The organism is Pantoea sp. X-Soil-MYKO-1785 (assembly GCF_059730675.1).
In genome coordinates this window covers 3,281,591-3,307,065 of sequence record NZ_AP036000.1, presented here as the reverse complement: position 1 = coordinate 3,307,065, position 25,475 = coordinate 3,281,591, and the positions used below count along the sequence as shown (strand labels likewise).

Annotated in this window: 23 protein-coding genes; 20 read left to right on the top strand and 3 right to left on the bottom strand. The window is 56.5% G+C overall.

Annotated features, from left to right (window positions below):
• Positions 1 to 36: 36 nt before the first annotated feature.
• The 9 genes from AC6I8D_RS15665 (at position 37) to rpoS (ending at position 6,977) form a co-directional block, all read left to right on the top strand.
• The gene (locus AC6I8D_RS15665) at positions 37 to 357 is read left to right on the top strand and encodes a DUF3561 family protein (protein ID WP_031374749.1); all 321 of its coding nucleotides are present in this window, start codon (positions 37 to 39) and stop codon (positions 355 to 357) included.
• Positions 358 to 535: 178 nt separating this feature from the next.
• Positions 536 to 853 (top strand): cell division protein FtsB, encoded by a 318-nt coding sequence (gene ftsB, locus AC6I8D_RS15660; RefSeq protein ID WP_031374750.1) that lies wholly within the window; start codon positions 536 to 538, stop codon positions 851 to 853.
• A gap of 3 nt (positions 854 to 856) precedes the next feature.
• Positions 857 to 1,573 (top strand): 2-C-methyl-D-erythritol 4-phosphate cytidylyltransferase, encoded by a 717-nt coding sequence (gene ispD / locus AC6I8D_RS15655; protein WP_069728897.1) that lies wholly within the window; start codon positions 857 to 859, stop codon positions 1,571 to 1,573.
• The gene (ispF, locus tag AC6I8D_RS15650; protein ID WP_031374752.1) at positions 1,573 to 2,055 is read left to right on the top strand and encodes a 2-C-methyl-D-erythritol 2,4-cyclodiphosphate synthase; all 483 of its coding nucleotides are present in this window, start codon (positions 1,573 to 1,575) and stop codon (positions 2,053 to 2,055) included. Before ispD ends, ispF begins: the two co-directional genes overlap by 1 nt.
• Positions 2,052 to 3,092, top strand: coding sequence for a tRNA pseudouridine(13) synthase TruD (gene truD / locus AC6I8D_RS15645; protein WP_312056265.1), 1,041 nt, complete (start codon positions 2,052 to 2,054; stop codon positions 3,090 to 3,092). Before ispF ends, truD begins: the two co-directional genes overlap by 4 nt.
• 191 nt (positions 3,093 to 3,283) lie before the next feature.
• Complete coding sequence (gene surE / locus AC6I8D_RS15640) at positions 3,284 to 4,045, top strand: 5'/3'-nucleotidase SurE (protein WP_312760569.1); 762 nt, start codon at positions 3,284 to 3,286, stop codon at positions 4,043 to 4,045.
• Positions 4,039 to 4,665, top strand: a complete 627-nt coding sequence (locus AC6I8D_RS15635; protein ID WP_031374755.1) for a protein-L-isoaspartate(D-aspartate) O-methyltransferase — start codon at positions 4,039 to 4,041, stop codon at positions 4,663 to 4,665. Before surE ends, AC6I8D_RS15635 begins: the two co-directional genes overlap by 7 nt.
• Before the next feature lie 162 nt (positions 4,666 to 4,827).
• A complete protein-coding gene (gene nlpD, locus AC6I8D_RS15630; protein ID WP_497820438.1) occupies positions 4,828 to 5,928 on the top strand; it encodes a murein hydrolase activator NlpD in 1,101 nt (366 codons plus the stop codon).
• Positions 5,929 to 5,984: 56 nt separating this feature from the next.
• Positions 5,985 to 6,977: an RNA polymerase sigma factor RpoS gene (gene rpoS / locus AC6I8D_RS15625; protein ID WP_031374757.1), complete on the top strand. Its 993-nt coding sequence runs from the start codon at positions 5,985 to 5,987 to the stop codon at positions 6,975 to 6,977.
• 449 nt (positions 6,978 to 7,426) lie between these two features.
• On the opposite strand, the gene mutS is transcribed toward rpoS, so the two are convergent.
• Together mutS and narL are read right to left on the bottom strand one after the other, a co-directional pair.
• Positions 7,427 to 9,988 (bottom strand): DNA mismatch repair protein MutS, encoded by a 2,562-nt coding sequence (gene mutS, locus AC6I8D_RS15620; RefSeq protein WP_312056260.1) that lies wholly within the window; start codon positions 9,986 to 9,988, stop codon positions 7,427 to 7,429.
• 301 nt (positions 9,989 to 10,289) lie between these two features.
• On the bottom strand, positions 10,290 to 10,937 hold the full coding sequence (gene narL / locus AC6I8D_RS15615) for a two-component system response regulator NarL (RefSeq protein ID WP_312056259.1): 648 nt from the start codon (positions 10,935 to 10,937) through the stop codon (positions 10,290 to 10,292).
• A gap of 319 nt (positions 10,938 to 11,256) precedes the next feature.
• Between narL and AC6I8D_RS15610 the strand changes: the two genes are divergently transcribed.
• The 7 genes from AC6I8D_RS15610 to AC6I8D_RS15580 all read left to right on the top strand — a co-directional run bounded on the left by AC6I8D_RS15610 (position 11,257) and on the right by AC6I8D_RS15580 (position 21,099).
• A complete protein-coding gene (locus tag AC6I8D_RS15610) occupies positions 11,257 to 12,648 on the top strand; it encodes a NarK family nitrate/nitrite MFS transporter (protein ID WP_312056258.1) in 1,392 nt (463 codons plus the stop codon).
• 101 nt (positions 12,649 to 12,749) lie between these two features.
• Positions 12,750 to 16,511: a nitrate reductase subunit alpha gene (locus tag AC6I8D_RS15605; protein WP_312056257.1), complete on the top strand. Its 3,762-nt coding sequence runs from the start codon at positions 12,750 to 12,752 to the stop codon at positions 16,509 to 16,511.
• Positions 16,508 to 18,052, top strand: a complete 1,545-nt coding sequence (narH, locus tag AC6I8D_RS15600; RefSeq protein WP_312056255.1) for a nitrate reductase subunit beta — start codon at positions 16,508 to 16,510, stop codon at positions 18,050 to 18,052. Before AC6I8D_RS15605 ends, narH begins: the two co-directional genes overlap by 4 nt.
• Complete coding sequence (gene narJ, locus AC6I8D_RS15595) at positions 18,049 to 18,777, top strand: nitrate reductase molybdenum cofactor assembly chaperone (protein ID WP_312056254.1); 729 nt, start codon at positions 18,049 to 18,051, stop codon at positions 18,775 to 18,777. The genes narH and narJ overlap by 4 nt, the downstream gene beginning before the upstream one ends.
• A complete protein-coding gene (gene narI, locus AC6I8D_RS15590; protein ID WP_312056253.1) occupies positions 18,774 to 19,451 on the top strand; it encodes a respiratory nitrate reductase subunit gamma in 678 nt (225 codons plus the stop codon). The genes narJ and narI overlap by 4 nt, the downstream gene beginning before the upstream one ends.
• A 149-nt stretch (positions 19,452 to 19,600) precedes the next feature.
• Positions 19,601 to 20,683 carry a lytic murein transglycosylase B gene (gene mltB / locus AC6I8D_RS15585; RefSeq protein ID WP_497820437.1) on the top strand — a complete coding sequence of 361 codons (1,083 nt, stop codon included), beginning with the start codon at positions 19,601 to 19,603 and terminating at the stop codon, positions 20,681 to 20,683.
• Positions 20,684 to 20,763: 80 nt separating this feature from the next.
• Complete coding sequence (locus tag AC6I8D_RS15580) at positions 20,764 to 21,099, top strand: zinc ribbon domain-containing protein YjdM (RefSeq protein ID WP_031374764.1); 336 nt, start codon at positions 20,764 to 20,766, stop codon at positions 21,097 to 21,099.
• Between the two features lie 35 nt (positions 21,100 to 21,134).
• Here AC6I8D_RS15580 and AC6I8D_RS15575 read toward each other — a convergent pair whose 3' ends face one another.
• A complete protein-coding gene (locus AC6I8D_RS15575; RefSeq protein WP_497820436.1) occupies positions 21,135 to 22,022 on the bottom strand; it encodes a dihydrodipicolinate synthase family protein in 888 nt (295 codons plus the stop codon).
• A gap of 167 nt (positions 22,023 to 22,189) precedes the next feature.
• Here AC6I8D_RS15575 and tam point away from each other — a divergent pair, with 167 nt between their 5' ends.
• The 4 genes from tam (at position 22,190) to AC6I8D_RS15555 (ending at position 25,376) form a co-directional block, all read left to right on the top strand.
• Positions 22,190 to 22,966, top strand: a complete 777-nt coding sequence (tam, locus tag AC6I8D_RS15570) for a trans-aconitate 2-methyltransferase (protein WP_497820435.1) — start codon at positions 22,190 to 22,192, stop codon at positions 22,964 to 22,966.
• 104 nt (positions 22,967 to 23,070) lie between these two features.
• On the top strand, positions 23,071 to 23,565 hold the full coding sequence (pncC, locus tag AC6I8D_RS15565; protein WP_497820434.1) for a nicotinamide-nucleotide amidase: 495 nt from the start codon (positions 23,071 to 23,073) through the stop codon (positions 23,563 to 23,565).
• 96 nt (positions 23,566 to 23,661) lie between these two features.
• The gene (gene recA / locus AC6I8D_RS15560; protein WP_031374767.1) at positions 23,662 to 24,732 is read left to right on the top strand and encodes a recombinase RecA; all 1,071 of its coding nucleotides are present in this window, start codon (positions 23,662 to 23,664) and stop codon (positions 24,730 to 24,732) included.
• Between the two features lie 125 nt (positions 24,733 to 24,857).
• Positions 24,858 to 25,376 (top strand): regulatory protein RecX, encoded by a 519-nt coding sequence (locus tag AC6I8D_RS15555; RefSeq protein WP_312760585.1) that lies wholly within the window; start codon positions 24,858 to 24,860, stop codon positions 25,374 to 25,376.
• Positions 25,377 to 25,475: the final 99 nt, after the last annotated feature.

Genomic DNA, 25,475 nt, shown 5'->3' with positions numbered 1-25,475 from the left:
AAGCTGATTTGCCGCCTTCGCGTCAACAGGACCCCTATGCAAAACATTACCCCCATGCTGGCTCGCAAAGATGAACGCACCCCGGATGAGCCGCACTCATCACTGCCGGGCGGCATCATCGGCTTTGTTGCTTACTGGTGCGCCCTGGCCATACCGTTCCTGTTGTACGGCTCTAACACCTTGTTTTTCTTTCTCTACACCTGGCCGTTCTTCCTTGCGCTGCTGCCGGTATCGGTGCTGATGGGTATCGCGCTTAACACCTTACTGCGTGGACAACTGCTGTGGACCACACTCGCCACGGTGATTCTGGTGATTTGCCTGTTCTGGTTAATGTTCGCCTTTCTCTCCGGCTGGTAACCGCCATTGCCGCCACGCTGATGTGCAAACGCATCGGCAGGTTACAAAACTTTTCCCGCCTGGTTTACCCCACTGATTCATATTTTGCGCAGACGCGCAGCAAAGCGCGCCATTTTCGCCGCTGGTGTGGAGTCCTGCGCAAAGTTATGGGATGATTGGGCCGTTTTTAGGGGGCGGGATGGGAAAACTGACGTTACTGCTATTGGTGCTGCTTGGCTGGCTGCAATATTCATTGTGGCTGGGAAAAAATGGCATCCATGACTATACGCGCGTCAACGATGACGTCGCGGTGCAACAGGCGAATAACGCCAAACTTAAATCGCGTAACGATCAGCTGTTTGCCGAAATTGACGATCTCAATGGCGGCTCTGAAGCGATCGAGGAACGCGCACGCAATGAATTGGGCATGATTAGGCCTGGTGAAACCTTCTATCGCCTGGTGCCTGACCAGAACAAACGCAACGCGCAACAAGCAGCGCTTAACCAACAACGATAAAACATGAACAATCTGTCCTCCCTTGCGGATGTGATTGCCGTGGTGCCCGCTGCCGGGATCGGCAGCCGGATGCAGGCAACCTGTCCTAAACAGTATCTGACGATTGGTCAGCACACCCTTCTGGAACACAGCATTGCACGCCTGTTTTCCCATCCCGCTATCAAACTGGTGATTGTCGCCCTGAGCCCCGATGACCAGCATTTTGCCGCGTTGCCGCTGGCACGCGATCCGCGTGTGGTGCGGGTCATCGGCGGAGAGACGCGCGCTGAATCGGTACTGGCCGGACTGCAGGCAGCGAAAGGCTCCGCCTGGGTGCTGGTGCACGATGCGGCGCGCCCCTGCCTCCATCCGGACGATCTTCAGCGTCTGCTAAACGTGCGGCATCAGAGCCACGTTGGCGGGATTCTCGCTGCCCCGGTGCGCGACACCATGAAGCGGGGCGAGCCGGGCAAAGCGGCCATCGCCCATACCGTGGAGCGCGAGGATCTGTGGCACGCCTTAACCCCGCAATTTTTCCCGCATGCATTGCTCACCGCCTGCCTGACGCGCGCGCTGAATGAAGGCGCGACCATCACGGATGAGGCGTCGGCGCTGGAGTACTGCGGCTACCATCCGGAGCTGGTGAGCGGACGCAGCGATAACATCAAAGTCACCCGGCCAGAAGATCTGGCGCTGGCGGCTTTTTATCTGAGTCAGATTCAATTAAAGGAGAGCGCATGATGCGTATCGGTCACGGTTTTGACGTTCACGCCTTCGGTGGCGAGGGTCCGCTGGTGATTGGCGGCGTGCGAATCCCGTTTGAACACGGTTTTATCGCCCATTCTGATGGTGACGTGGCGCTGCATGCGCTGACTGACGCGCTGTTAGGCGCGGTGGCAATGGGTGATATCGGGAAGCTGTTCCCGGATACCGATCCCGCCTTCAAAGGCGCAGACAGCCGCGGCCTGCTGCGTGAAGCCTGGCGACGGATTGAAGCCAAAGGCTACCGCATCGGCAACGTCGATGTCACCCTGATTGCCCAGGCGCCGAAAATGCTGCCACACGTGCCGCAAATGCGCATCAATATTGCCGAAGATCTCGGCTGCCATATGGATGCGGTCAACGTAAAAGCCACTACCACCGAAAAGCTCGGTTTTACCGGTCGTGGCGAAGGGATCGCCTGTGAGGCGGTGGCCCTGCTGCTCAAAGCCGACAGCCAGTGATGCTGCATTATCTGCACGGCGTGCCTGCTGTTACCGGCGTAATCAAAGCTAAGCCGGAAGATTTTGTGGTGGTTGAGGATCTCGGCTATGGCGCGGATGGGGAAGGCGAGCATCTGCTGGTGCGCATCCGCAAAGTGGGTGCCAATACCCGCTTTGTCGCTGAAGCGCTGGCCAAATACCTCGGCATTCACCCGCGTGATATGAGCTACGCCGGCATGAAAGATCGGCATGCGGTTACCGAGCAGACGCTCTGTTTTCGCCTGCCGGGCAATGCGATGCCGGATCTGCGTGGTTTTGCACTGGAAGGGGTAGAGATTCTGCAGGCGGTGCGCCACAAGCGTAAGCTGCGCATCGGCGCGCTGGCGGGCAATGCCTTCCGGCTGGTGATCCGCCAGATCAGCGATCGTCAGGCGGCGGAAGCCCGGCTGGTGCAGATACGCGATGCTGGCGTGCCGAACTATTTTGGCGAGCAGCGTTTTGGCCGCAACGGCAACAATCTGATTATGGCGGAGAAGTGGGCGCGTAATGAGATTGTGATACGCGACCGGAATAAGCGCAGCCTGCTGCTGTCATCTGCACGCAGTGCGCTGTTTAATCAGGTCACCAGCGCGCGGCTACAACAGCAGGGCGGACTCAGCCAGGTGATGAACGGTGATGCGCTGCAGCTTACCGGCCGCGGCAGCTGGTTCGTCGCCCAGCCCGATGAGCTCGTGTCGTTACAAACCCGCGTCGATCAGCACGAGCTGCGCATTACCGCTCCGTTGCCAGGTGGTGGTGAAGCCGGGCCACAGGCCGATGCGCTGGCTTTTGAGCAGCAGGCGCTGGCTGATGCCACCACCTTACTAAGCCTGATGACGCGCGAACGTGTCGATGCCGCGCGTCGGGCGATGCTGGTAGTGCCGCGTGATTTGCACTGGAACTGGTGTGATGAGGCGACGCTGGAAATGGCTTTCTGGCTGCCTGCGGGCAGCTTTGCCACCAGCGTGGTGAGAGAACTGCTCACCCACGCCGATGCGCTTGATAATATTGACGAGTAATCCCTGCTGCAACATTACCCCGATTGTGGGTATTGTTGCGGCAAACCCCCGCAGTAGTATGATTTACGCCTACCACTTCGTTGCGTGCCTCGCTAGAATGCAAAAATCGCTGTCCGGTCTTCACCTGTTGCCATGCAGTTCAAACGGGTCCAGTCACGGCGACCAGTCGAATAAAAAAAGGTCAGAACAAAATGCGGATATTGCTCAGCAACGATGACGGCATTCACGCGCCAGGTATTCAAACGCTGGCGAAAGCCCTGCGGCACTTTGCTGACGTGCAGGTCGTTGCGCCCGATCGTAACCGAAGCGGCGCCTCGAACTCATTAACCCTGGAAACGCCGCTGCGCACCTTCACCCATGAGAATGGCGATATTGCGGTGCAGATGGGCACCCCGACGGATTGTGTCTATCTGGGCGTCAACGCGCTGATGCAGCCGCGCCCCGACATTGTGGTATCAGGTATCAATGCCGGTCCTAACCTGGGCGATGATGTGATCTACTCCGGCACGGTGGCGGCGGCGATGGAAGGGCGGCATCTGGGTTTACCCGCCGTCGCGGTGTCGCTGAATGGCCACCAGCACTATGCCACTGCGGCAGCCGTTACCTGCGCTATCCTTAAGGCCCTGACGCAGCAACCGCTGCGCACCGGCCGCATTCTTAACATCAACGTGCCGGACCTGCCGCTGTCTGAGCTGAAGGGCATCCGCGTGACGCGTTGTGGCAGTCGTCATCCGGCCGATCAGGTGATTGCTCAGCAGGATCCGCGCGGCAATACGCTCTACTGGATTGGCCCGCCGGGTGAGAAACTGGATGCAGGACCGGATACCGACTTTGCTGCGGTTGACCAGGGCTATGTGTCGATCACGGCTCTGCATGTCGATTTGACCGCGCACAGTGCGCAGGATGTGCTGACTGACTGGCTGGCTAAAGCTGAGGTGAATCTGGCATGGTGAATCGGCGTATTGAGACATTGCTGTCACAACTGCGTCAGCAGGGGATTGATGATGAAAACCTGCTGAAAGCCATCAGCGATGTGCCACGTGAGCGTTTTATCGATGAGGCCTTTGAACACAAGGCCTGGGATAATGTGGCCCTGCCAATCGGCTCCGGCCAGACCATCTCGCAACCTTATATGGTGGCGCGAATGACCGCGCTGCTGGCGCTGAACCCGCACTCACGGGTGTTGGAAATCGGCACCGGTTCCGGCTATCAGACCGCGATACTCGCCCATCTGGTGGATCATGTTTATTCAGTTGAACGCATCAAAGGGTTGCAGTGGCAGGCCAAACGCCGACTGAAGCAGCTCGATCTGCATAATGTCTCAACCCGACATGGCGATGGCTGGCAGGGCTGGCCGTCACGCGGGCCGTTCGACGCCATCATTGTCACCGCAGCGCCGCCTGAAATTCCGATTGCGCTGATAGCGCAACTGGCAGAAGGCGGCATTATGGTGCTGCCGGTTGGTGAAGACCAGCAGGTGCTGAAGCGTCTGCGTCGTCAGGGCGAAGAAATTATTGAAGAGACGATTGAGCCGGTGCGGTTTGTACCGCTGGTTCAGGGTGATCTCGCCTGACCCGCTTCGTATTTCTTCACAACTGTTTCATAGCACCACGTACTTGATATTGTTACTATCCATTTTAATCAACGAAAACGCAGATTTTATCGCGCCGTGCAGAGTAATCTGCTGGCAAGTACAGTGAAACAGGTACATCAGGGTTGCCATCACGGGGGATCAATGAGCACGGGAAGCACAATTTTTCAGTTACGCCGTCTGGCGGCGCTTTCACTGGTAGGTTTTTGGCTGGCAGGCTGTAGCTCCAGCGACAACACACAAGCACCCATTAGCCGCGTTGGTGATGATGGCGGCATGAACAGCAGTCAGAGTGGTGCGGCAAGCGCCTCAGGCGGAGTTCCCGCTATGCCAGGGCAGGGAGGAATGTTAAGTGGAAATGCAGCATCTGCGCCCAGCAATGGTGGAATTATTAGTGCCAATAATAATGTTGAGACGCAAAACGGCCGGATTGTGTACAACCGCAGTTATCAGAATATTCCTAAAGGTAGCTACTCCGGTGAAACATATACCGTAAAACGCGGCGACACATTGTTTTACATCGCCTGGATTACCGGCAACGATTTCCGCGATTTAGCCCAGCGTAACAACGTTCCAGCGCCTTATAGCCTGAATGTCGGGCAAACTTTGCAGATCGGCAACGGTTCCGGCCAGCCGATTACCGGTGGCAATGCCATTACCGTTGCTGATGCAACGCAGGGCGGCGTCCCGACCACGCCACAAATTAAATCTGCCGCTGTTGCACAGCAACCTGTTATTACGTATTCTGATGATTCAGGTAGTTCGGGCGGCAGTAAACTGCTGCCTTCGAAAGGAGCAAATGTTGCAACGACAACAGCTCCAGTGGTTACCGCACCGCCAACGGTCAGCAGCACAACCAATAGCTCTACGCCGGTAGGAAGCTGGCGTTGGCCGACCGATGGGAAGATTATCGATAACTTCTCTGCCGCCGAAGGGGGCAACAAGGGTATCGATATCGCCGGAACGCGCGGACAGTCTGTCGTCGCCACCGCTTCAGGAAGGGTGGTATACGCAGGTAACGCACTCCGGGGTTACGGTAATCTGATCATCATTAAACACAATGATGATTACCTGAGTGCCTATGCCCATAACGACACAATGCTGGTCCGGGAACAACAGGAAGTTAAGGCGGGTCAGAAGATCGCGACTATGGGTAGCACCGGAACCAGTTCAGTAAGATTGCACTTTGAAATTCGTTACAAGGGGAAATCCGTAAACCCGTTGCGTTATTTACCGCAGCGATAATCCGGCAGAACGCACTTTTTGATGTTCTGCCCTGGAATCACGGGTAGGAGCCACTTATGAGCCAGAATACGCTGAAAGTAAACGAGTTACATGAGAACGCGGAATTCGAGGAGAATGGAGCTGAGGTTTTTGATGAGAAGGCTCTCGTCGAAAACGAACCTGGTGATAACGACGTAGCGGAAGAAGAGTTGTTGTCCCAGGGTGCGACGCAGCGAGTATTAGATGCGACGCAGCTCTATCTCGGGGAGATTGGCTATTCTCCGTTGTTAACGGCAGAGGAAGAAGTACTCTTTGCTCGCCGTGCATTGCGAGGTGACATCCCTTCCCGTCGCCGCATGATCGAAAGTAACTTACGCCTGGTAGTGAAGATCGCCCGTCGTTACAGCAATCGTGGTTTAGCGCTACTGGACCTGATTGAAGAAGGTAACCTCGGCCTGATCCGTGCTGTTGAGAAGTTTGACCCGGAGCGCGGGTTCCGTTTCTCAACTTATGCTACCTGGTGGATTCGTCAGACCATTGAACGGGCGATCATGAATCAAACCCGTACTATTCGTCTGCCGATTCATATTGTTAAAGAACTGAATGTTTATCTGCGTACTGCGCGTGAACTCTCCCACAAGCTTGACCATGAGCCAAGCGCGGAAGAGATTGCAGAGCAGCTGGATAAACCGGTTGATGACGTAAGCCGTATGTTGCGTCTCAACGAACGCATTACGTCAGTTGATACGCCATTAGGCGGCGATTCTGAAAAAGCGCTGCTGGATATTCTGGCCGATGAGAAAGACAACGGTCCGGAAGACACCACGCAAGACGATGATATGAAACAAAGCATCGTCAAATGGCTGTTCGAACTGAACGCCAAGCAGCGTGAAGTGCTGGCACGTCGTTTCGGCCTGTTAGGCTATGAAGCGGCAACGCTTGAAGATGTGGGCCGTGAGATCGGTTTAACCCGTGAGCGTGTCCGTCAGATTCAGGTTGAAGGTTTGCGCCGTCTGCGCGAAATCCTGCAGGCGCAGGGCCTCAACATTGAAGCACTTTTTCGGGAATAATCGCGTCGTGATTAACTGATTCAGATGCCAATCAAAAAAGCGGTGGTGAAAACCACCGCTTTTTTTATGCCTGCAGGAAAGTGATTTGCCAGCAGAAAGATGATTTATGTTCAGGGAGCTGATTTGCGTGCAGATATGTGATGTGTTTGCACAGATCTGATTGATGTGCAGAAAGGTGTTTTGCCAGTAGATAAGCGTTTTGCGTTCAGATAACTGATTTGCGGCAGAAAACGATTTGCACGCAGAGAACTGATTTGCGGCAGAAAAACGATTTGCACGCAGAAAAAGATTTGCACGCAGAGAACTGATTTGCGGCAGAAAACGGATTTCCATTTAGAAAATGCCTGGCAGCAGATAAGCGACTCACCCGCAGAAGACGCGTTCAGCGCCTTAGCCAGGCGCGTCAGCGAGCCTGCGCGCATCTGGCCGCAGCCCGATGCGCGCAGTCATTACACCAGTGACTTAAGGCGATAGATCCAGTCCAGCGCCTGACGTGGCGTCAGAGTATCCGGGTCCAGCGCTTCAAGGGCTTCCACCGCTGGCGAGGTCTCTTCAACCAGCAGCGGGAGCTGCGATCCATCTACCGTCGATGAGGCGGTATGATGTGAAACCGTCTCCAGCTCCTTCAGCTTGTTACGCGCCCGCTTGATCACTTCTTTCGGTACGCCCGCCAGTGCGGCGACAGCAAGACCATAACTTTTGCTGGCCGCGCCATCCTGCACGCTGTGCATAAAGGCGATGGTGTCACCGTGCTCCACTGCATCAAGATGCACATTGACCACGCCCTCCATTTTTTCCGGCAGGGTGGTCAGCTCAAAGTAGTGCGTTGCGAATAGCGTCATCGCCTTGATGCGGTTTGCCAGATTTTCGGCACAGGCCCAGGCCAGCGACAACCCGTCGTAGGTTGAGGTACCACGGCCAATCTCATCCATCAGCACCAGACTGTTTTCAGTGGCGTTATGCAGAATGTTGGCCGTTTCGGTCATCTCTACCATAAAGGTCGAGCGGCCGGACGCCAGATCGTCAGCCGCGCCGACACGGGTGAAGATACGGTCAAGCGGCCCAATCAGCGTCTCATCAGCCGGCACAAAGCTGCCGATCCAGGCCATCAACGCAATCAGCGCGGTCTGCCGCATATAGGTACTTTTACCCCCCATGTTGGGGCCGGTAATGATCAGCATCCGGCGCTGCGGCGCCAGCGAAAGCGGGTTAGCAATGAACGGCTCTTTCAGGACCTGTTCAACCACCGGGTGGCGGCCGCCGCTGATTTTGATCCCCGGTTTGTCCTGCAACACCGGACGGCAATAGTTGAGTGACCAGGCGCGTTCCGCCAGGTTGCTCAGCACGTCCAGCTCAGCCAGCGCGGCGGCGCTAAGCTGCAACGCTTCAAGATGCGGCAACAGCTGATCAAACAGCGCCTCATACAGGCTTTTTTCCAGCGCCAGCGCCTTGCCTTTCGAGGTGAGCACCTTATCTTCGTACTCTTTCAGTTCCGGAATGATGTAGCGCTCGGCGTTTTTCAGCGTCTGGCGGCGGACATAGTGCATCGGTACCTGATGACTCTGACCGCGGCTGACCTGAATGTAGTAGCCATGGATCGCATTGAAGCCGACCTTAAGCGTATCCAGCCCCAGCTTTTCGCGTTCGCGGATCTCCAGCTTATCGAGATAATCGGTGGCTCCGTCGGCGAGGGCGCGCCACTCATCCAGCTCAGCATTGTAGCCAGGCGCGATCACTCCGCCGTCGCGGATCAGCACCGGCGGCGACTCAATCACCGCCTGCTCCAGCAGTTCGCGTAAGGCGGTAAACTCCCCCATCTGAGTACGCAGCTGTTTTAACTGGGTCGACTCAACCTCAGCCAGCAGCTGATTCAGCTCGGGCAGCTGCTGGAACGCATGGCGCATCCGCGCCAGATCGCGCGGACGTGCGGTACGCAATGCCAGACGCGCCAGGATACGTTCGAGGTCACCGACCTGGCGCAGCACCGGTTGCAGGGTTTCGCTGAGATTTTGCAGCTCGGCGATCGACTCCTGACGCTGGTTAATGATACGTGCATCGCGCAGTGGCATGTGCAGCCAGCGCTTCAGCATCCGGCTGCCCATCGGGGTGACGGTTTTATCCAGCACCGCTGCCAGCGTATTGTCGGTGCCGCCGGCCAGATTCTGGGTAATCTCCAGATTACGGCGGGTCGCCGCATCCATAATAATGCTGTCCTGCTGCCGCTCCATACTGAGTGAGCGGATGTGGGGCAGGGTGGTGCGTTGGGTATCTTTCACATATTGCAGCAGACAGCCCGCCGCACTTAAGCCGAGATGCGCGTTTTCGACGCCAAAACCGTTCAGGTCACGGGTGCCGAACTGCAGGTTTAGCTGCTGACGTGCGGTATCAATCTCAAATTCCCACAGCGGACGACGACGCAGGCCACGACGCTGATCGATCAGCGACATCGCCTGAAAATCTTCCGGATAGAGCAGTTCGGCAGGATTGGTGCGCTGCAATTCAGCTGCCATGGTTTCCGCATCGCCCGGTTCACTCAGACGGAAACGGCCAGAACTGATGTCCAGCGTTGCGTAGCCAAAGCCGCGCGGACTCTGAACAATCGCCGCCAGCAGGTTGTCGTGACGCTCCTGCAGCAGCGCCTCATCACTGATGGTGCCGGGCGTAACGATGCGCACCACTTTGCGTTCAACCGGCCCTTTACTCAGGGCAGGATCGCCAATCTGCTCACAGATGGCGACGGATTCGCCCAGCTGCACCAGCTTCGCCAGATAACTCTCAACGGCGTGATAGGGCACGCCAGCCATCGGAATCGGTTCGCCAGCCGAGGCGCCGCGTTTGGTGAGTGAAATTTCCAGCAACTGCGAGGCGCGCTTTGCGTCGTCATAAAACAGCTCGTAGAAATCGCCCATCCGGTAAAACAGCAGGATGTCAGGATGTTCCGCCTTGAGTCGCAGGTACTGCTGCATCATCGGCGTATGGGAAGGAAAATCCTTTTCGGTTGGCTCTTGCATAGGGTTTTAACTCATTTTTAAAGCGGTAAGGTTCTGGCTGCCGACGTCACCGGACCGAAGCGGCTCAGCGTCAGCGTGCAGGATAAGCAGATGATAACGAATAGGGCGGGGCATATACCAGCCTGATGCATCACCGTTACCGTCGGCCGCTTTCGCCTGAGCGGCACCCTATCAGACACCAGGCACGGCTGGCGACAGAAAAAAGCGTCTTTTCCGGCTGTTTTGCTGCGGCTGCGAGCATGCTCGCGAATTCAGCCGCGTGAACCTGATACCGCAGGTCTCACGTTCTGACCGCAGTTACTTAACGCTGTCCGCTCTGTAACGCCCAAACGGCCGCTTCAAGTCGGGATTTCAGATTCATCTTTTTCAGCAGGTATTTGACGTGAACTTTGACCGTGCTTTCACTGATGTTCAGTTTACGGGCAATGGCTTTATTGGTCATTCCAGCGCTGATCAGCTGCAGGATATCGCGCTCGCGGCGGGTCAGCTGATTGATATCCCGGGCCGGAGCGGGTCGATCTTCCCGTAAGCGGGCCACCAGTATCGGGGTTAAGGTTTCGCTGAGGACGGTCTGACCGGCCGCCGCCTGGTGCAGGGCTTTCAGCAGCGCTTCCGGCTCCATATCTTTCAGTAAATAACCGTCGGCACCGCGTTTTAAGGCGGTGACCACATCGTCTTCATCATCAGAAACGCTGAAAACCACCACCCGACCCGAGAGCGGGGTTTCGCGCAGCCGGGACAGCGTATCCAGACCATTGAGGCCCGGCATATTGAGATCGAGCAGGATCAGGTCAGGATCGTGTTGCTGTGCCAGCGCCACCCCATCAATACCATTACCCGCCTCGGCCACCACCTGCAGCCTTTCATCCAACGCGATCAGCTGTTTCAGTCCGTTACGTAGCATGGGATGGTCATCGATAAGTAAGAGCGTAAATTTTTCTGTCGTCACATCTCTGCTCCTGCTCAGTGGATTCGCGCTTCGCGAAGTGAGGTAAAGGCGTATCTTACCGGGGAAGTTGGGTGGCTATATACCCCTTATGGACTACTCCTTTATTTCCGGTTGCCGACGCGCTTATGACAGGAATTATTCAACTGTTTTAAAAACCACTGATTCACAAAGGTTATTTGCTGGCCGGTCATCTACTTAACCGGGATAGCCGCGCGCCAGTCAGGCATAACTACCTGCTTTGCCGTTGATTTGTATCAAGCTGCTCACCAGGTCGGATGCGCAGGATATGCACAATTGATATCCCATAGATGAGAACGCTATGACCCAACCTGTTCCTTTGCAAACCGACACCCGCCGCGCGGTAATCCAGGACTGGCAGCCTGAAAATGAGGCTTTCTGGCAGTCGCACGGTAAACGAATCGCCAGCCGTAACCTGTGGATTTCCGTCTTCTGTCTGCTGCTCGCCTTCTGCGTCTGGATGTTGTTCAGCGCCGTTGCGGTCAACCTGAACAAAGTCGGCTTCAGCTTCAGTACCGATCAGCTGTTCCTGCTGACGGCGCTGCCGTCGGTTTCCGGCGCGCTGCTGCGCGTTCCTTACTCTTTCGTCATCCCGCTGGTCGGGGGACGTCGCTGGACCGCCTTTAGCACCGGCATTCTGATGATCCCTTGCCTGTGGCTCGGTTTCGCGGTGCAGGATAGCCAGACGCCGTTCAGCACCTTTGTGATTATTTCTCTGCTGTGCGGTTTTGCCGGGGCTAATTTCGCCTCCAGCATGGGCAACATCAGCTTCTTCTTTCCAAAAGCCCGTCAGGGCGGGGCGCTGGGCATCAATGGCGGCCTCGGTAACCTCGGTGTCAGCGTGATGCAGTTTGTCGCGCCGCTGGCGATCTCCTGTGCCATCTTCGGTTTTTCGGATGCGGGTCAGACCACCATTAATGGCGAAGCGATCTGGCTGGAAAATGCCGCCTGGATCTGGCTGCCGTTGCTGGCCGTCGCCACGCTGGCAGCCTGGCTGGGAATGAATGACCTGGCGGCGGCGAAATCATCGCTGCGTGAGCAGTTGCCGGTTCTGAAGCGGCCGCACCTGTGGGTGATGGCGCTGCTCTATCTGGCAACGTTCGGCTCGTTTATCGGCTTCTCGGCCGGTTTCGCCATGCTGACCAAAACGCAGTTCCCGGACGTGGTGATTCTGCACTATGCCTTTTTTGGTCCGTTTATTGGCGCGCTGGCCCGCTCAGCCGGCGGCATCATTTCTGACCGTTTCGGCGGCACCCGCGTCACCCTGATCAACTACGTGCTGATGGCGCTGTTTGCCGCACTGCTGTTCTTCACCTTACCAGGCGCTGACGGTAACGGCTCGTTTATCGCTTTCTTCGCCATCTTTATGGGGCTGTTCTTCACCGCCGGACTGGGCAGCGGCTCAACCTATCAGATGATTGCGGTGATTTTCCGCAAGCTCACCCTGGAACGTATTAAAGCCGAAGGCGGCGACGATGCGCTGGCGCTGCGTGAAGCGGGAACCGAAACCTCCGCCGCGCTGGGCTTTATCTCTGCGATTGGCGCGCTGGGCGGCTTCTTTATTCCGCAGACCTTTGGCCTCTCGCTCTCCATGACCGGTTCGCCAGCCGGAGCGATGAAAATTTTCCTGGTGTTTTACCTCTGCTGTATCGCCATTACCTGGCTGGTTTACGGACGCAAGTCCCGCGCCTGATAACAACAATGCCGGCGTGGCGCGCCGGCCATTATTCACTTTCTGCGTCATTACAGACGCAGAGTTAGCAATGTCACATTAAGCCTTCAGGAGTATTCCGGATGAGCAAGTTTCTCGATCGGTTTCGCTATTTTAAACAGCTGGCGGAGCCTTTCTCTGGCGAACATGGCCAGTCACTCAACAGCAACCGCGACTGGGAAGATGGTTACCGCAGTCGCTGGCAGCACGATAAAATTGTCCGCTCGACGCACGGGGTCAACTGTACCGGCTCCTGCAGCTGGAAGATCTACGTAAAAAACGGCCTGGTGACCTGGGAGACGCAGCAGACCGACTATCCGCGTACCCGTCCCGATCTGCCAAACCATGAACCGCGTGGCTGTCCGCGCGGTGCCAGCTACTCCTGGTATCTCTACAGCGCCAACCGGCTGAAATATCCGCTGATGCGTAAAAAGCTGATTCAGCTGTGGCGCGAGGCGAAACAGCAGCACAGCGATCCGGTCGATGCCTGGGCTTCGATTATCAGCAACCCGGAAAAAGCCAAAAGCTACAAGCAGGCGCGCGGCCGCGGTGGATTTGTGCGGTCCAGCTGGCAGGAGGTCAATGAAATGATCGCCGCTGCCAATATCTGCACCGCGAAAACCTACGGTCCGGACCGGGTGATGGGCTTCTCACCTATCCCGGCGATGTCGATGGTTTCCTATGCGGCGGGTGCGCGTTATCTGTCGCTGATTGGCGGAACCTGCCTGAGCTTTTACGACTGGTATTGCGATCTGCCGCCTGCATCACCGATGACCTGGGGCGAGCAGACCGACGTGCCGGAATCGGCCGACTGGTACAACTCTTCCTACATCATCGCCTGGGGCTCAAACGTGCCGCAGACGCGTACGCCGGATGCGCACTTCTTTACCGAAGTGCGTTACAAAGGCACCAAAACCGTGGCGGTGACGCCGGACTATGCTGAGGTTGCCAAGCTGTGCGACCAGTGGCTGAATCCGAAGCAGGGCACCGACAGCGCGATGGCGCTGGCGATGGGCCACGTGATGCTGAAAGAGTTCCATCTCGAACGCGAAGTCAGCTATTTCAGCGACTACGTGCGTCGTTATACCGATATGCCCATGCTGGTGCTGCTGGAGCCGCGTGAAGATGGCTTCTACGCCGCCGGACGGCAGCTGCGTGCCAGCGATCTGGTCGACGGTCTCGGCCAGGAAAATAACCCTGAATGGAAAACGGTGGCGATCAACGAGGCGACCGGCCAGCTGGTGGCTCCGCAGGGTTCAATCGGCTTCCGCTGGGGTGAAAAAGGGAAATGGAACCTCGAGCAGCGTGACGGCACGACGCAGCAGGAAGTTCAGCTGCAGCTCAGCCTGCTGGGCAGCCATGACGAGGTGGTTGAAGTCGGTTTCCCTTACTTTGGCGGGATCACCAGCGAGCACTTCAACAGCGTCGCGCTGGATGAAATCCTGCTGCATAAGCTGCCGGTAAAACGTCTGCAACTGGCCGATGGCAGTGAAGCGCTGGTCACCAGCGTTTACGATCTGACGCTGGCAAACTATGGTCTGGAACGCGGACTGGGTGATGCCAACTGCGCGCAAAACTACGACGAGGTTAAAGCGTACAGCCCGGCCTGGGCCGAGCAGATTACCGGCGTTTCGCGCCAGAACATCATCCGCATTGCCCGTGAGTTTGCCGACAACGCCGAGAAAACCCGCGGCCGTTCAATGATTATCGTCGGTGCCGGTATGAACCACTGGTATCACATGGACATGAACTACCGTGGCCTGATGAACATGCTGATCTTCTGCGGCTGCGTCGGTCAGAGCGGCGGTGGCTGGGCGCACTATGTGGGTCAGGAAAAACTGCGTCCGCAGACCGGCTGGGCCCCGCTGGCGTTTGGCCTCGACTGGCAACGTCCGCCACGTCAGATGAACAGCACCTCGTTCTTCTATAACCACTCCAGCCAGTGGCGTTATGAAACCCTTGCCACCAGCGAACTGCTGTCGCCGCTGGCGGATAAAAGTCGCTACAGCGGCAGCCTGATCGACCTTAACGTGCGTTCCGAGCGCATGGGCTGGCTTCCGTCTGCACCGCAGCTGAACGTTAACCCGCTGCGTATCGCCGCGCAGGCGCAAGCCGCTGGCCTGTCGCCGCTGGATTACACCGTTGAGAGTCTGAAAAAAGGCACGCTGCGTTTCGCCGCCGAACAGCCAGACGATCCGCAGAACTTCCCGCGTAACCTGTTTGTCTGGCGCTCTAACCTGCTCGGCTCATCCGGTAAAGGCCATGAATATATGCTGAAGTACCTGCTGGGTACTGAAAACGGCATTCAGGGTAAAGATCTGGGTAAGCAGGGCGGCGTGAAGCCTGAAGAGGTGGAGTGGCTGGATCAGGGTGCCGAAGGCAAACTGGATCTGGTGGTGACCCTCGATTTCCGTATGTCGAGCACCTGTCTCTACTCCGATGTGGTGCTGCCAACCGCCACCTGGTATGAAAAAGACGACATGAATACCTCGGATATGCATCCGTTTATTCATCCGCTCTCTGCCGCGGTCGATCCAGCCTGGGATTCAAAAAGTGACTGGGAAATATATAAGGGCATCGCCAAAGCCTTTTCCGATCTCTGCCCTGGCCATTTAGGGGTAGAAACGGATGTGGTCACGCTGCCGGTACTGCACGATTCGCCAGCCGAACTGGCGCAGCCGTTTGACGCCAAAGACTGGAAGAAAGGCGAATGTGAGCTGATCCCCGGTAAAACCGCGCCGCATATTATGGTAGTAGAACGTGATTATCCGGCCACCTGGGCGCGCTTTACCTCACTGGGTCCGCTGCTTGATACCCAGGGTAACGGCGGCAAAGGCATCGGCTGGAATACCGAGAAAGAGGTCGATTTCCTTAAGCAGCTCAACTATGTCAAAGCGGATGGTCCTGCAGCGGGACGGCCGAATATCGACACCGCCATCGACGCGGCAGAAGTGATCCTGACGCTGGCACCGGAAACTAACGGTCAGGTCGCCGTTAAAGCCTGGCAGGCGCTGGGTGAGATTACCGGCCGCGACCATACCCATCTGGCGCTGAACAAGGAAGATGAAAAAATTCGCTTCCGCGATATCCAGGCACAGCCGCGTAAAATCATCTCCAGCCCGACCTGGTCAGGTCTGGAAGACGAACATGTTTCCTATAACGCCTGTTACACCAACGTTCACGAGCTGATTCCGTGGCGCACTCTGAGTGGCCGCCAGCAGCTGTATCAGGATCATGAGTGGATGCGTGCCTTTGGTGAAAGCCTGATGGTCTACCGTCCGCCAATTGATACCCGGGCCGCCAAGCCGCTGCTCAACAGCAAACCTAACGGTAACCCGGAGAAGGCGCTGAACTTCCTGACGCCACACCAGAAGTGGGGCATTCACTCCACCTACAGCGATAACCTGCTGATGCTGACCCTGTCGCGCGGCGGACCGATTGTCTGGATGAGCGAAGATGATGCCCGTGAACTGGGGATTGTCGATAACGACTGGATTGAGGCGTTCAATGCCAACGGTGCCCTGACCGCGCGTGCGGTGGTCAGCCAGCGTATTCCGGCCGGGATGACCATGATGTATCACGCCCAGGAACGCATTGTGAATATTCCGGGTTCAGAGATCACCAGCCAGCGCGGCGGTATTCATAACTCCGTCACCCGCACCTGTCCGAAACCGACCCACATGATCGGCGGCTATGCGCAGCTCTCCTGGGGCTTTAACTACTACGGCACCGTCGGCTCTAACCGTGATGAGTTCGTGGTGGTGCGTAAAATGAACAACATCAACTGGTTAGACGGGGAAGGCAATGATGCCTGTCAGGGCAGCCAGCAGGAGGTAAAACCATGAAAATTCGCTCACAGGTCGGCATGGTGCTGAACCTCGACAAATGTATCGGCTGCCACACCTGCTCGGTAACCTGCAAAAACGTCTGGACCAGCCGTGAAGGAATGGAATATGCCTGGTTCAATAACGTAGAGAGCAAACCCGGCGTTGGCTATCCTCACGCCTGGGAAGACCAGCAGAAATGGAAGGGCGGCTGGATCCGCAAAATCAACGGCAAGCTGGAGCCGCGCATGGGAAACCGCGTCGGCGTGCTGTCAAAAATCTTCGCTAACCCGGACGTGCCGGCGCTGGATGATTACTACGAGCCGTTCGATTTCGATTACCAGCATCTGCACAATGCGCCAGCCGGTAAGCACCAGCCGATTGCGCGCCCGCGTTCACTGATCACCGGTCAGCGGATGAAGAAAATCGAAAATGGCCCGAACTGGGAAGAGATCCTCGGCGGTGAATTTTCCAAACGCTCGCAGGATAAAAACTTCGACAATATCCAGAAGGATATTTACGGCCAGTTTGAACACACCTTCATGATGTATCTGCCGCGCCTGTGTGAGCACTGTCTCAACCCCGCCTGCGTGGCGACCTGTCCGAGTGGCGCCATCTACAAACGTGAAGAAGATGGCATTGTGCTGATCGACCAGGATAAATGTCGTGGCTGGCGGATGTGCCTCACCGGCTGTCCGTACAAAAAGATCTACTTCAACTGGAAGAGCGGCAAATCAGAGAAATGCATTTTCTGCTATCCGCGTATTGAAGCCGGTCAGCCGACCGTCTGCTCGGAAACCTGCGTCGGCCGTATCCGCTATCTCGGCGTACTGCTGTATGACGCAGACCGCATCGAACAGGCCGCCTCGGCGGAGAACGAAAAAGATCTCTATCAGAGCCAGCTGGATATCTTCCTCGATCCACACGATCCGGCGGTGATCGCTCAGGCGCTGAAAGATGGCGTAGCGCAAAGCGTGATCGACGCGGCGCAACGTTCGCCGGTTTACAAAATGGCGATGGACTGGAAGCTGGCGCTGCCGCTGCACCCGGAATATCGCACCCTGCCGATGGTGTGGTATGTGCCGCCATTGTCACCGATTCAGTCGGCCGTTGACGGTGGCGCGCTGGCGCACACCGGTGTGCTGCCGGACGTTGAAAGCCTGCGTATTCCGGTTGAGTATCTGGCGAACCTGCTGACCGCCGGTGATACCGCGCCGGTGCTGCTGGCGCTGAAACGCATGCTGGCGATGCGTCATTACAAGCGGGCGGAAAGCGTCGAAGGTAAACGCGATCTCCGGGCGCTGGAGCAGGTCGGTCTGAGCGAAGAACAGGCGCAGGAGATGTACCGTTACCTGGCTATCGCCAACTATGAAGATCGCTTTGTGGTGCCGTCCAGTCATCGCGAACTGGCGCGTGAAGCCTTCCCGGAAAGTAAAGGCTGCGGCTTTAGCTTCGGCGACGGTTGTCACGGCAGCGACAGCAAATTCAACCTGTTCAACAGCCGCCGGATCGATGCCATCGACATCACTAAACAAACCGTACGGCCGGAGGATGCATCATGATTGCGCTACGTGTGCTGTCGCGCCTGCTGGATTACCCGGATGAGGCGCTGTTTAGTCATCATCAGAGCCTGATCGAGGCGCTGGAAAGCGCCCCTGAACTTGACTCAGAGCAGCGCGCACGGCTGGTGTGCGTTATCCGTCAGCTCTGCGCCCGGCCACTGCTCGACGTTCAGGCTGATTACTGTGAGCTGTTTGATCGTGGTCGCGCCACCTCGCTGTTGCTGTTTGAACATGTGCACGGTGAGTCACGCGATCGCGGTCAGGCGATGGTCGATCTGCTGGCGCAGTATCGGGCCGACGGGCTGGAGCTGGACAGCAAAGAGCTGCCCGATTATCTCCCGCTTTACCTTGAATACCTCGCCTGTAAAACGGCAGACGAGGTACGCCAGGGCTTAGAGGATATCGCGCCGATCCTGGCGCTGCTGGCGGCGCGGCTGGTGGAACGTGAAAGTCCCTATGCCGAGCTGTTCAGTGCGCTGTTAATGCTTTCGGGTACCGCTATCGAGCCGGATGCCTTACGGCCGCAGGTGGCACAGGAAGCGCGCGACGATACCCCGGCGGCACTGGATGCCGTTTGGGAAGAGGAGCAGGTTAAATTTCTTGGCGAACAGGGCTGCGCCTCGGCGCAACAGGCCGCGCATCAGCGCCGCTTCGCCGCAGCGGTTGCGCCGCAGTATCTGGATATCGCTCAGGCTACGACGCGCGCCACAGGAGAATCAGCATGAATTTTCTCAACACTTTCTTCTTTGATATTTATCCCTACCTTGCCGGGACGGTGTTTCTGGTCGGCAGCTGGCTGCGCTACGATTACGGGCAGTACAGCTGGCGCGCCGGTTCCAGCCAGATGCTGGATAAAAAAGGGATGCGGCTCGCGTCGAACCTGTTCCATATCGGTATCATTGGCATATTTTTCGGCCATATCGTCGGCATGCTGACGCCGCACTGGATGTATCAATCCTTTCTGCCGCTCGACGTGAAGCAAAAGCTGGCGATGATTGCCGGTGGCCTGTTTGGCGCGATGACGCTGGCCGGTGGCGCGCTGTTGCTGAAACGCCGTCTGACTAACCCTCGGGTGCGGGCAACCAGCAGCGTCGGCGATATCCTTATCCTGGCCTTACTGGTGGCGCAGGCTACCCTCGGCCTGCTGACCATTCCTTTCTCAGCACAGCATATGGATGGCAGCGAGATGATGAAGCTGGTGGGCTGGGCGCAGGCCGTGGTGACCTTCCATGGCGGCGCGTCACACCATCTTGATGGCGTGGCCCTGATCTACCGGGTGCATATGGTGCTGGGAATGACGCTGTTCCTGCTGTTTCCATTCTGTCGCCTGGTGCACATCTGGAGCGCGCCGGTCGAGTATCTTACCCGCCGTTATCAGCTGGTGAGAAACCGCCGCTGACGAAGTGACGGTCACCGGCACAGCGCGTCCGGTGACCGTTTTTTTGGGTGGTTTCTTGACGTTTTTTTAAGAATTTGACCTGTATGTCGTTGCGCTGAACGACTACTATTAGCGCATCTGAATCTATCCCCCTCGTTTATGGATAACCGATGCGTCTCAAGTTAGCTCTCCTTGCGTTCATCCCGTTACTGGCCTCCTGCAGCAGCAAACCTGAAGTTCCCCAACAGCAAAAGATGCTGGCTGCGCCGCAAGGTGGATTTTTACTCCAGCCGTCGCACAGTGGATCCGCGATGTTTGGTGATTTCGCCGGTAACCCGGCGGCGGAAAAATTTATCGATCAGATGGTGGAGAAACACGGCTTCGATCGTCAGCAGCTGCACAACATTATCGGTCAGGCCAAGCGGCTGGACTATGTGCTGCGTCTGATGGATCGCCAGGCGCCGAGCTATACGCCGGCACCGGGACCGAACGGCGCCTGGATTCGCTATCGCAATAAGTTTATTACGCCGGATAATGTCCAGAACGGCGTCGCCTTCTGGGATCAATATCAGGATGCGCTGCAACGCGCGCAGCAGGTCTACGGCGTGCCGCCAGAAATCATCGTCGGCATCATTGGCGTGGAAACCCGCTGGGGGCGCGTGATGGGGAAAACGCGTATTCTGGATGCGCTCGCGACCTTATCCTTCAACTATCCGCGTCGCGCGGCTTACTTCAGCAGCGAACTGGAAACCTTCCTGTTGATGGCGCGTAACGAGCAGGACGATCCGCTGGCGCTGAAAGGCTCGTTTGCCGGGGCGATGGGCTATGGTCAGTTCATGCCCTCATCCTATAAAGAGTACGCGGTGGACTTCAACGGTGACGGCCACGCCAACCTGTGGGATCCGGTTGATGCCATCGGCAGCGTGGCGCACTACTTCCAGCAGCACGGCTGGCGCAGCGGCGAAAATATTGCGGTCCCGGCCAGTGGCCAGGCACCCTTGCTCGAAGATGGCTTCAAGACCCGCTACAGCGTAGGCATGCTGGCTGCGTCTGGCCTGTCGCCGCAGGGCTCACTCAATGGCAACGACCAGGTGAGCCTGCTACGGCTTGATTTGGGCACCAGCTATCAGTACTGGTACGGTTTACCCAACTTTTATGTCATTACCCGTTATAACCACAGCACCCATTACGCGATGGCGGTGTGGCAGTTAGGCGAGGCCGTTAGCAAGGCGCGGCAGGGCGGAATGCTATAAAGACTGTCCTTATCAACTGTAAGGTTATATGATGACGCCCTTTTTCAGGCCCATCAGCCCTTGTTATCTCTGGAGTCGTTATGTCTTTACCTGCCTGCCCAGCCTGTCACGCCGATTACACCTGGCAAGATGGCGATAACCTTAACTGTCCTTCCTGTGGTCATATCTGGACCGAGGCGGAAAGTGACAGCAGCAATCAGTCGCTGGAAGTGCGTGACGCTAACGGCAATCTGCTGGCAGATGGCGACAGCGTCACAGTGATTAAAGATCTCAAGGTGAAGGGGAGTTCTTCGTCGCTGAAGATTGGCACCAAAGTGAAAAGTATCCGTCTGGTTGAAGGGGACCACAACATCGACTGTAAGATCGACGGTTTTGGTCCGATGAAATTGAAGTCTGAGTTCGTCAAAAAGAACTGAGGCTGGCGGGCGCAGGGAGGCGCCCGTAATGCTGATTAGCTGAATAACCGATCGAGCGCCGCACACTGTTGCGCGTCTAAAGTGCCACCGTAATTACGCGATGCGCTACGCATTGAATCATAGCGACGCGACACCGCGGTTTTTATCGTGGTCACAAAGTCATCACCGATGCTGTAAATCGCCATCATCCGGCCAATCTGTTGCTGGATACGCGTCAGTTCAGCCATATTGCCGTCACGCCACGCCTGCATCATTTGGGCAAAAACCTCCGGCACAATATTGTTCAGTCCCGAGATTACCCCGGCGCCACCCGCCAGCAGATTGGGCAACAGATATTCGTCATAGCCCGACAGCACCGCAAAATCGCTGCGTACCTTTTTCGTCTCGTCAATCATTGCCCGGTTATGCGACAGGCAGTCGACGGTATCCTTAATGCCGATGAAATTCGGCAGTTTTGCCGCTAACGCGGCGACCAGCGTGGGGGAGAGGTCGCAGCCGGTGCGCGCCGGAAAATTATAGGCAAACCACTTGCCGCCTAACTGCTGATCGAGCGTTTCAAAATAATGCATCAGCTGGTTCTGCGTCTGGCCGTAGTAGTAGGGCGGCAGAACCATCACCGCGTCGTAACCACTTTCCCATGCCGCTTCAGCCAGCGACAGCATATCCGCGACGCAGGTAGCGGAGACATTAGCCACCATCTTCAGCGGTGATAAGGGCCGGGCTTCTTTAATCAGCTGTAAACGTTCCTGCTGCGTCAGTGAGGCGAATTCGCCAATACTGCCCATGATCAGTAAGGTATCAATGCCTGAACGGTTAAGGCGGGCAAAATGGCGGCCAAGCGCATCGATATCGATTGCCCCCTGGGCATTAAATGGCGTAACAGAGGGGCACCAGACGCCGGCAAAGGCAGATTCTGCAGTCATGACTCACTCCTGAGTAGTGCTTCGGAAAAATGAAACAGTGTTTTAACTTAATTATTCAGGCTTCGCACCGCCAGCATTCGATTCAGAAATGAGCAACAGGTCGCACTTTTCCGCGTTTAAAGCGTCTTATCGATCGGTCACGTCAGATAACCCAACCGGAGGTGAGCATGAAAGAATGGGATCCTGTGTTGTATCGTAAGTTTGAGGCGGAACGCACCCGCCCGGCACGTGAGCTGCTGGCACGCATCAGCGTTGAAGAGGTTGAGCAGGTGACCGATTTGGGCTGCGGTCCGGGCAACAGTACTGAACTATTGGCCGAAGCCTGGCCGCTGGCCACCGTCTGCGGGCTTGACAGTTCAGCGGCGATGTTGACCCAGGCACGCCAACGGTTACCGCACTGCCGCTTTGTACAGGCGGATATTCGCAGCTGGCAGGCAGCAACGCCTCAGCAGGTGATTTACGCTAATGCGTCGCTGCAGTGGCTGGATAACCATGCGACGCTGTTTCCCCATCTGGTGGATCAGCTGGCACCCGGCGGCGTGCTGGCAGTGCAGATGCCCGATAATCTCAATGAGCCTTCGCATCGATTGATGCGGGAGGTGGCGGCATCTGAGCCCTGGCATTCCCGTATTGATGCTAAAAAAGCGGACCGTAAACAGCTGTTGCCGACCGGCGACTATTACGATCTGCTCACCAGCGCTGGTTGTGAGGTGGATATCTGGCGCACCACCTATTATCACGTGATGACCGACGCACAGGCGATTATCAGCTGGCTACAGGCGACCGGCCTGCGCCCGTTTCTGGCCTCGCTGGATGAAGCCGGACAGGCGGATTTTCTGGCGGCCTATCATCAGCGTTTGCTCAGCGCCTATCCGGCGCAGCGCGATGATCAGGTGCTGCTCGCTTTCCCGCGTCTTTTTATCGTCGCCGTGAAAAAAACCTGAGGTTAAGGGAAAGCAGGCCGCAAAAGCGGGTAATACTTGAAGCAGGGCTTGAAAAAGTGGCGTTATTGCACCACGTTGATTGCACCACCTGAGGGAGAAATACGATGGATGATCGGCAGTTGCAGGCGCTTAGCGCGCAGATCGGTGAGAAGCTTAAGCAGCAACACGCCACCGTAACCTGTGCGGAATCCTGCACCGGCGGGTGGATTGCTAAGGTGTTTACTGACATCAGCGGCAGCTCTGCCTGGTTTGAACGCGGCTTCGTGACCTACAGTAATCAGGCCAAGCAGCAGCTGGTGGGCGTTCAGGCGACGTCGCTGGACCAGTACGGTGCGGTGAGTGAAGCGGTAGTGCGCGAAATGGCACTGGGCGCAAGGCACGCTGCCCAGGCAGACTACGCCATCTCGGTCAGCGGTATTGCCGGCCCGGATGGCGGCAGCGCGGAAAAGCCGGTCGGCACCGTCTGGTTTGGTTTTGCCGGTCCGCAGGATAAAGTCCTGACTTTTCAGCAGCGTTTCTCCGGTGACCGTGAGGCGGTCCGCCGTCAGTCCGTCGCCTGGGCATTACAGCGGCTGTATGGCGAATTTCTGACAAATTAAACTTGATACTGTATGACTATACAGTATAATTGTCGGCAACAGAAAGAGTGCAGGCACCCCTGAGTGCGTGTTTACCCGGCTTGATTAGGAGTTGAAATGGCGATTGATGAAAACAAACAAAAGGCTTTAGCTGCCGCGCTGGGCCAGATTGAGAAGCAATTTGGTAAAGGCTCCATCATGCGCTTGGGTGAAGACCGCTCAATGGATGTGGAAACTATCTCTACCGGTTCGCTGTCGCTGGACATTGCGTTAGGCGCAGGCGGTCTGCCAATGGGCCGTATCGTTGAGATTTATGGACCGGAGTCTTCAGGTAAAACCACGCTGACCCTGCAGGTAATCGCGTCAGCACAGCGTAAAGGCAAAACCTGTGCTTTTATTGATGCTGAGCATGCACTGGATCCGGTGTACGCCAAGAAACTGGGCGTAGACATCGATAACCTGCTTTGTTCACAGCCCGATACCGGTGAGCAGGCGCTGGAGATTTGTGATGCGCTGGCCCGCTCAGGCGCGGTTGACGTAATCATCGTCGACTCCGTGGCGGCACTGACGCCGAAAGCGGAAATCGAAGGTGAAATCGGTGACTCACACATGGGCCTGGCGGCACGTATGATGAGCCAGGCGATGCGTAAGCTGGCCGGTAACCTGAAGCAGTCCAACACCCTGCTGATCTTCATCAACCAGATCCGTATGAAAATTGGTGTGATGTTTGGTAACCCGGAAACCACGACCGGTGGTAACGCGCTGAAGTTCTACGCCTCTGTCCGTCTTGATATCCGCCGTATCGGCGCCATCAAAGAAGGCGATAACGTGGTGGGCAGTGAGACCCGCGTTAAAGTGGTGAAAAACAAAATCGCGGCGCCATTTAAACAGGCAGAGTTCCAGATCATGTACGGCGAAGGCATCAATACCTTCGGCGAACTGGTCGACCTGGGCGTGAAGCACAAGCTGATTGAAAAAGCGGGTGCATGGTACAGCTACCAGGGCGATAAGATTGGTCAGGGTAAATCGAATGCCAGCAACTTCCTCAAAGAGAATGCGGCTGTCGCAAACGAGATTGATCTGAAGTTACGTGAAATGTTGCTGAACGGTGCTGACGATAAGCTTGCAGCAGAGCAGTCTGCTGACAAAGTTGAAAACGCAGCCAGTGAAGCGAACGAAGACTTCTAATCACTGACGCGGGAGTGGAGAAATCCACTCCCGTTGTTGTTTTACCGCTTACCCTCTCTTTCTTACCTTCCTTCTCTCCCGATCTGTCGCCATAATCCCTCTCCCGTTAGTACAAGGTGCGCAGTATGTCTGAACAATCCCAGCCCCAACCCAACATTGTCTCTTTTTCTCGTCTGCTTGACCGTGCGATGCGCATTCTTGGGCAGCGCGATCACAGCCGTGCCGAATTAGCCCGCAAGCTGCAACAGTCGGCGCAGCGTGCGGCGTGGGCACAGCAGAAAGAGCCAGAAATCATCACCGAAGAGCTGCTGGAAAAAGTGCTCAACTGGTGCCAGGAAAATGGCTGGCTAAACGACGCGCGTTTCACTGAACGTTTTATTCAGAGCCGCAGCCGTAAAGGTTTTGGTTCACAGCGGGTACGTCTGGAACTGGCGCAGAAGGGGATCGATCGCGAGGCGATTGATATTGCGATGGAAGAGACCGAGGTGGACTGGTCCGCCTGTGCTGCCCAGCTGGCTGAACGTAAATTCGGTCACCCGTTACCGAAAGAATGGAAAGAGAAAGCCAAAGTACTACGCTATCTACAGTCAAAAGGCTTCATGAGCGAAGATATTCAGTCCGTTTTCAGAAATTTTGACGACTAAAAGCCGATGTAATTTTACTTCCCACTGAAGAAAATTTATCTTATTCCCACTTTTTGTTCCTCTAATCAGGCGCCGCCAGGATGTGGCATCGCGGAAAAG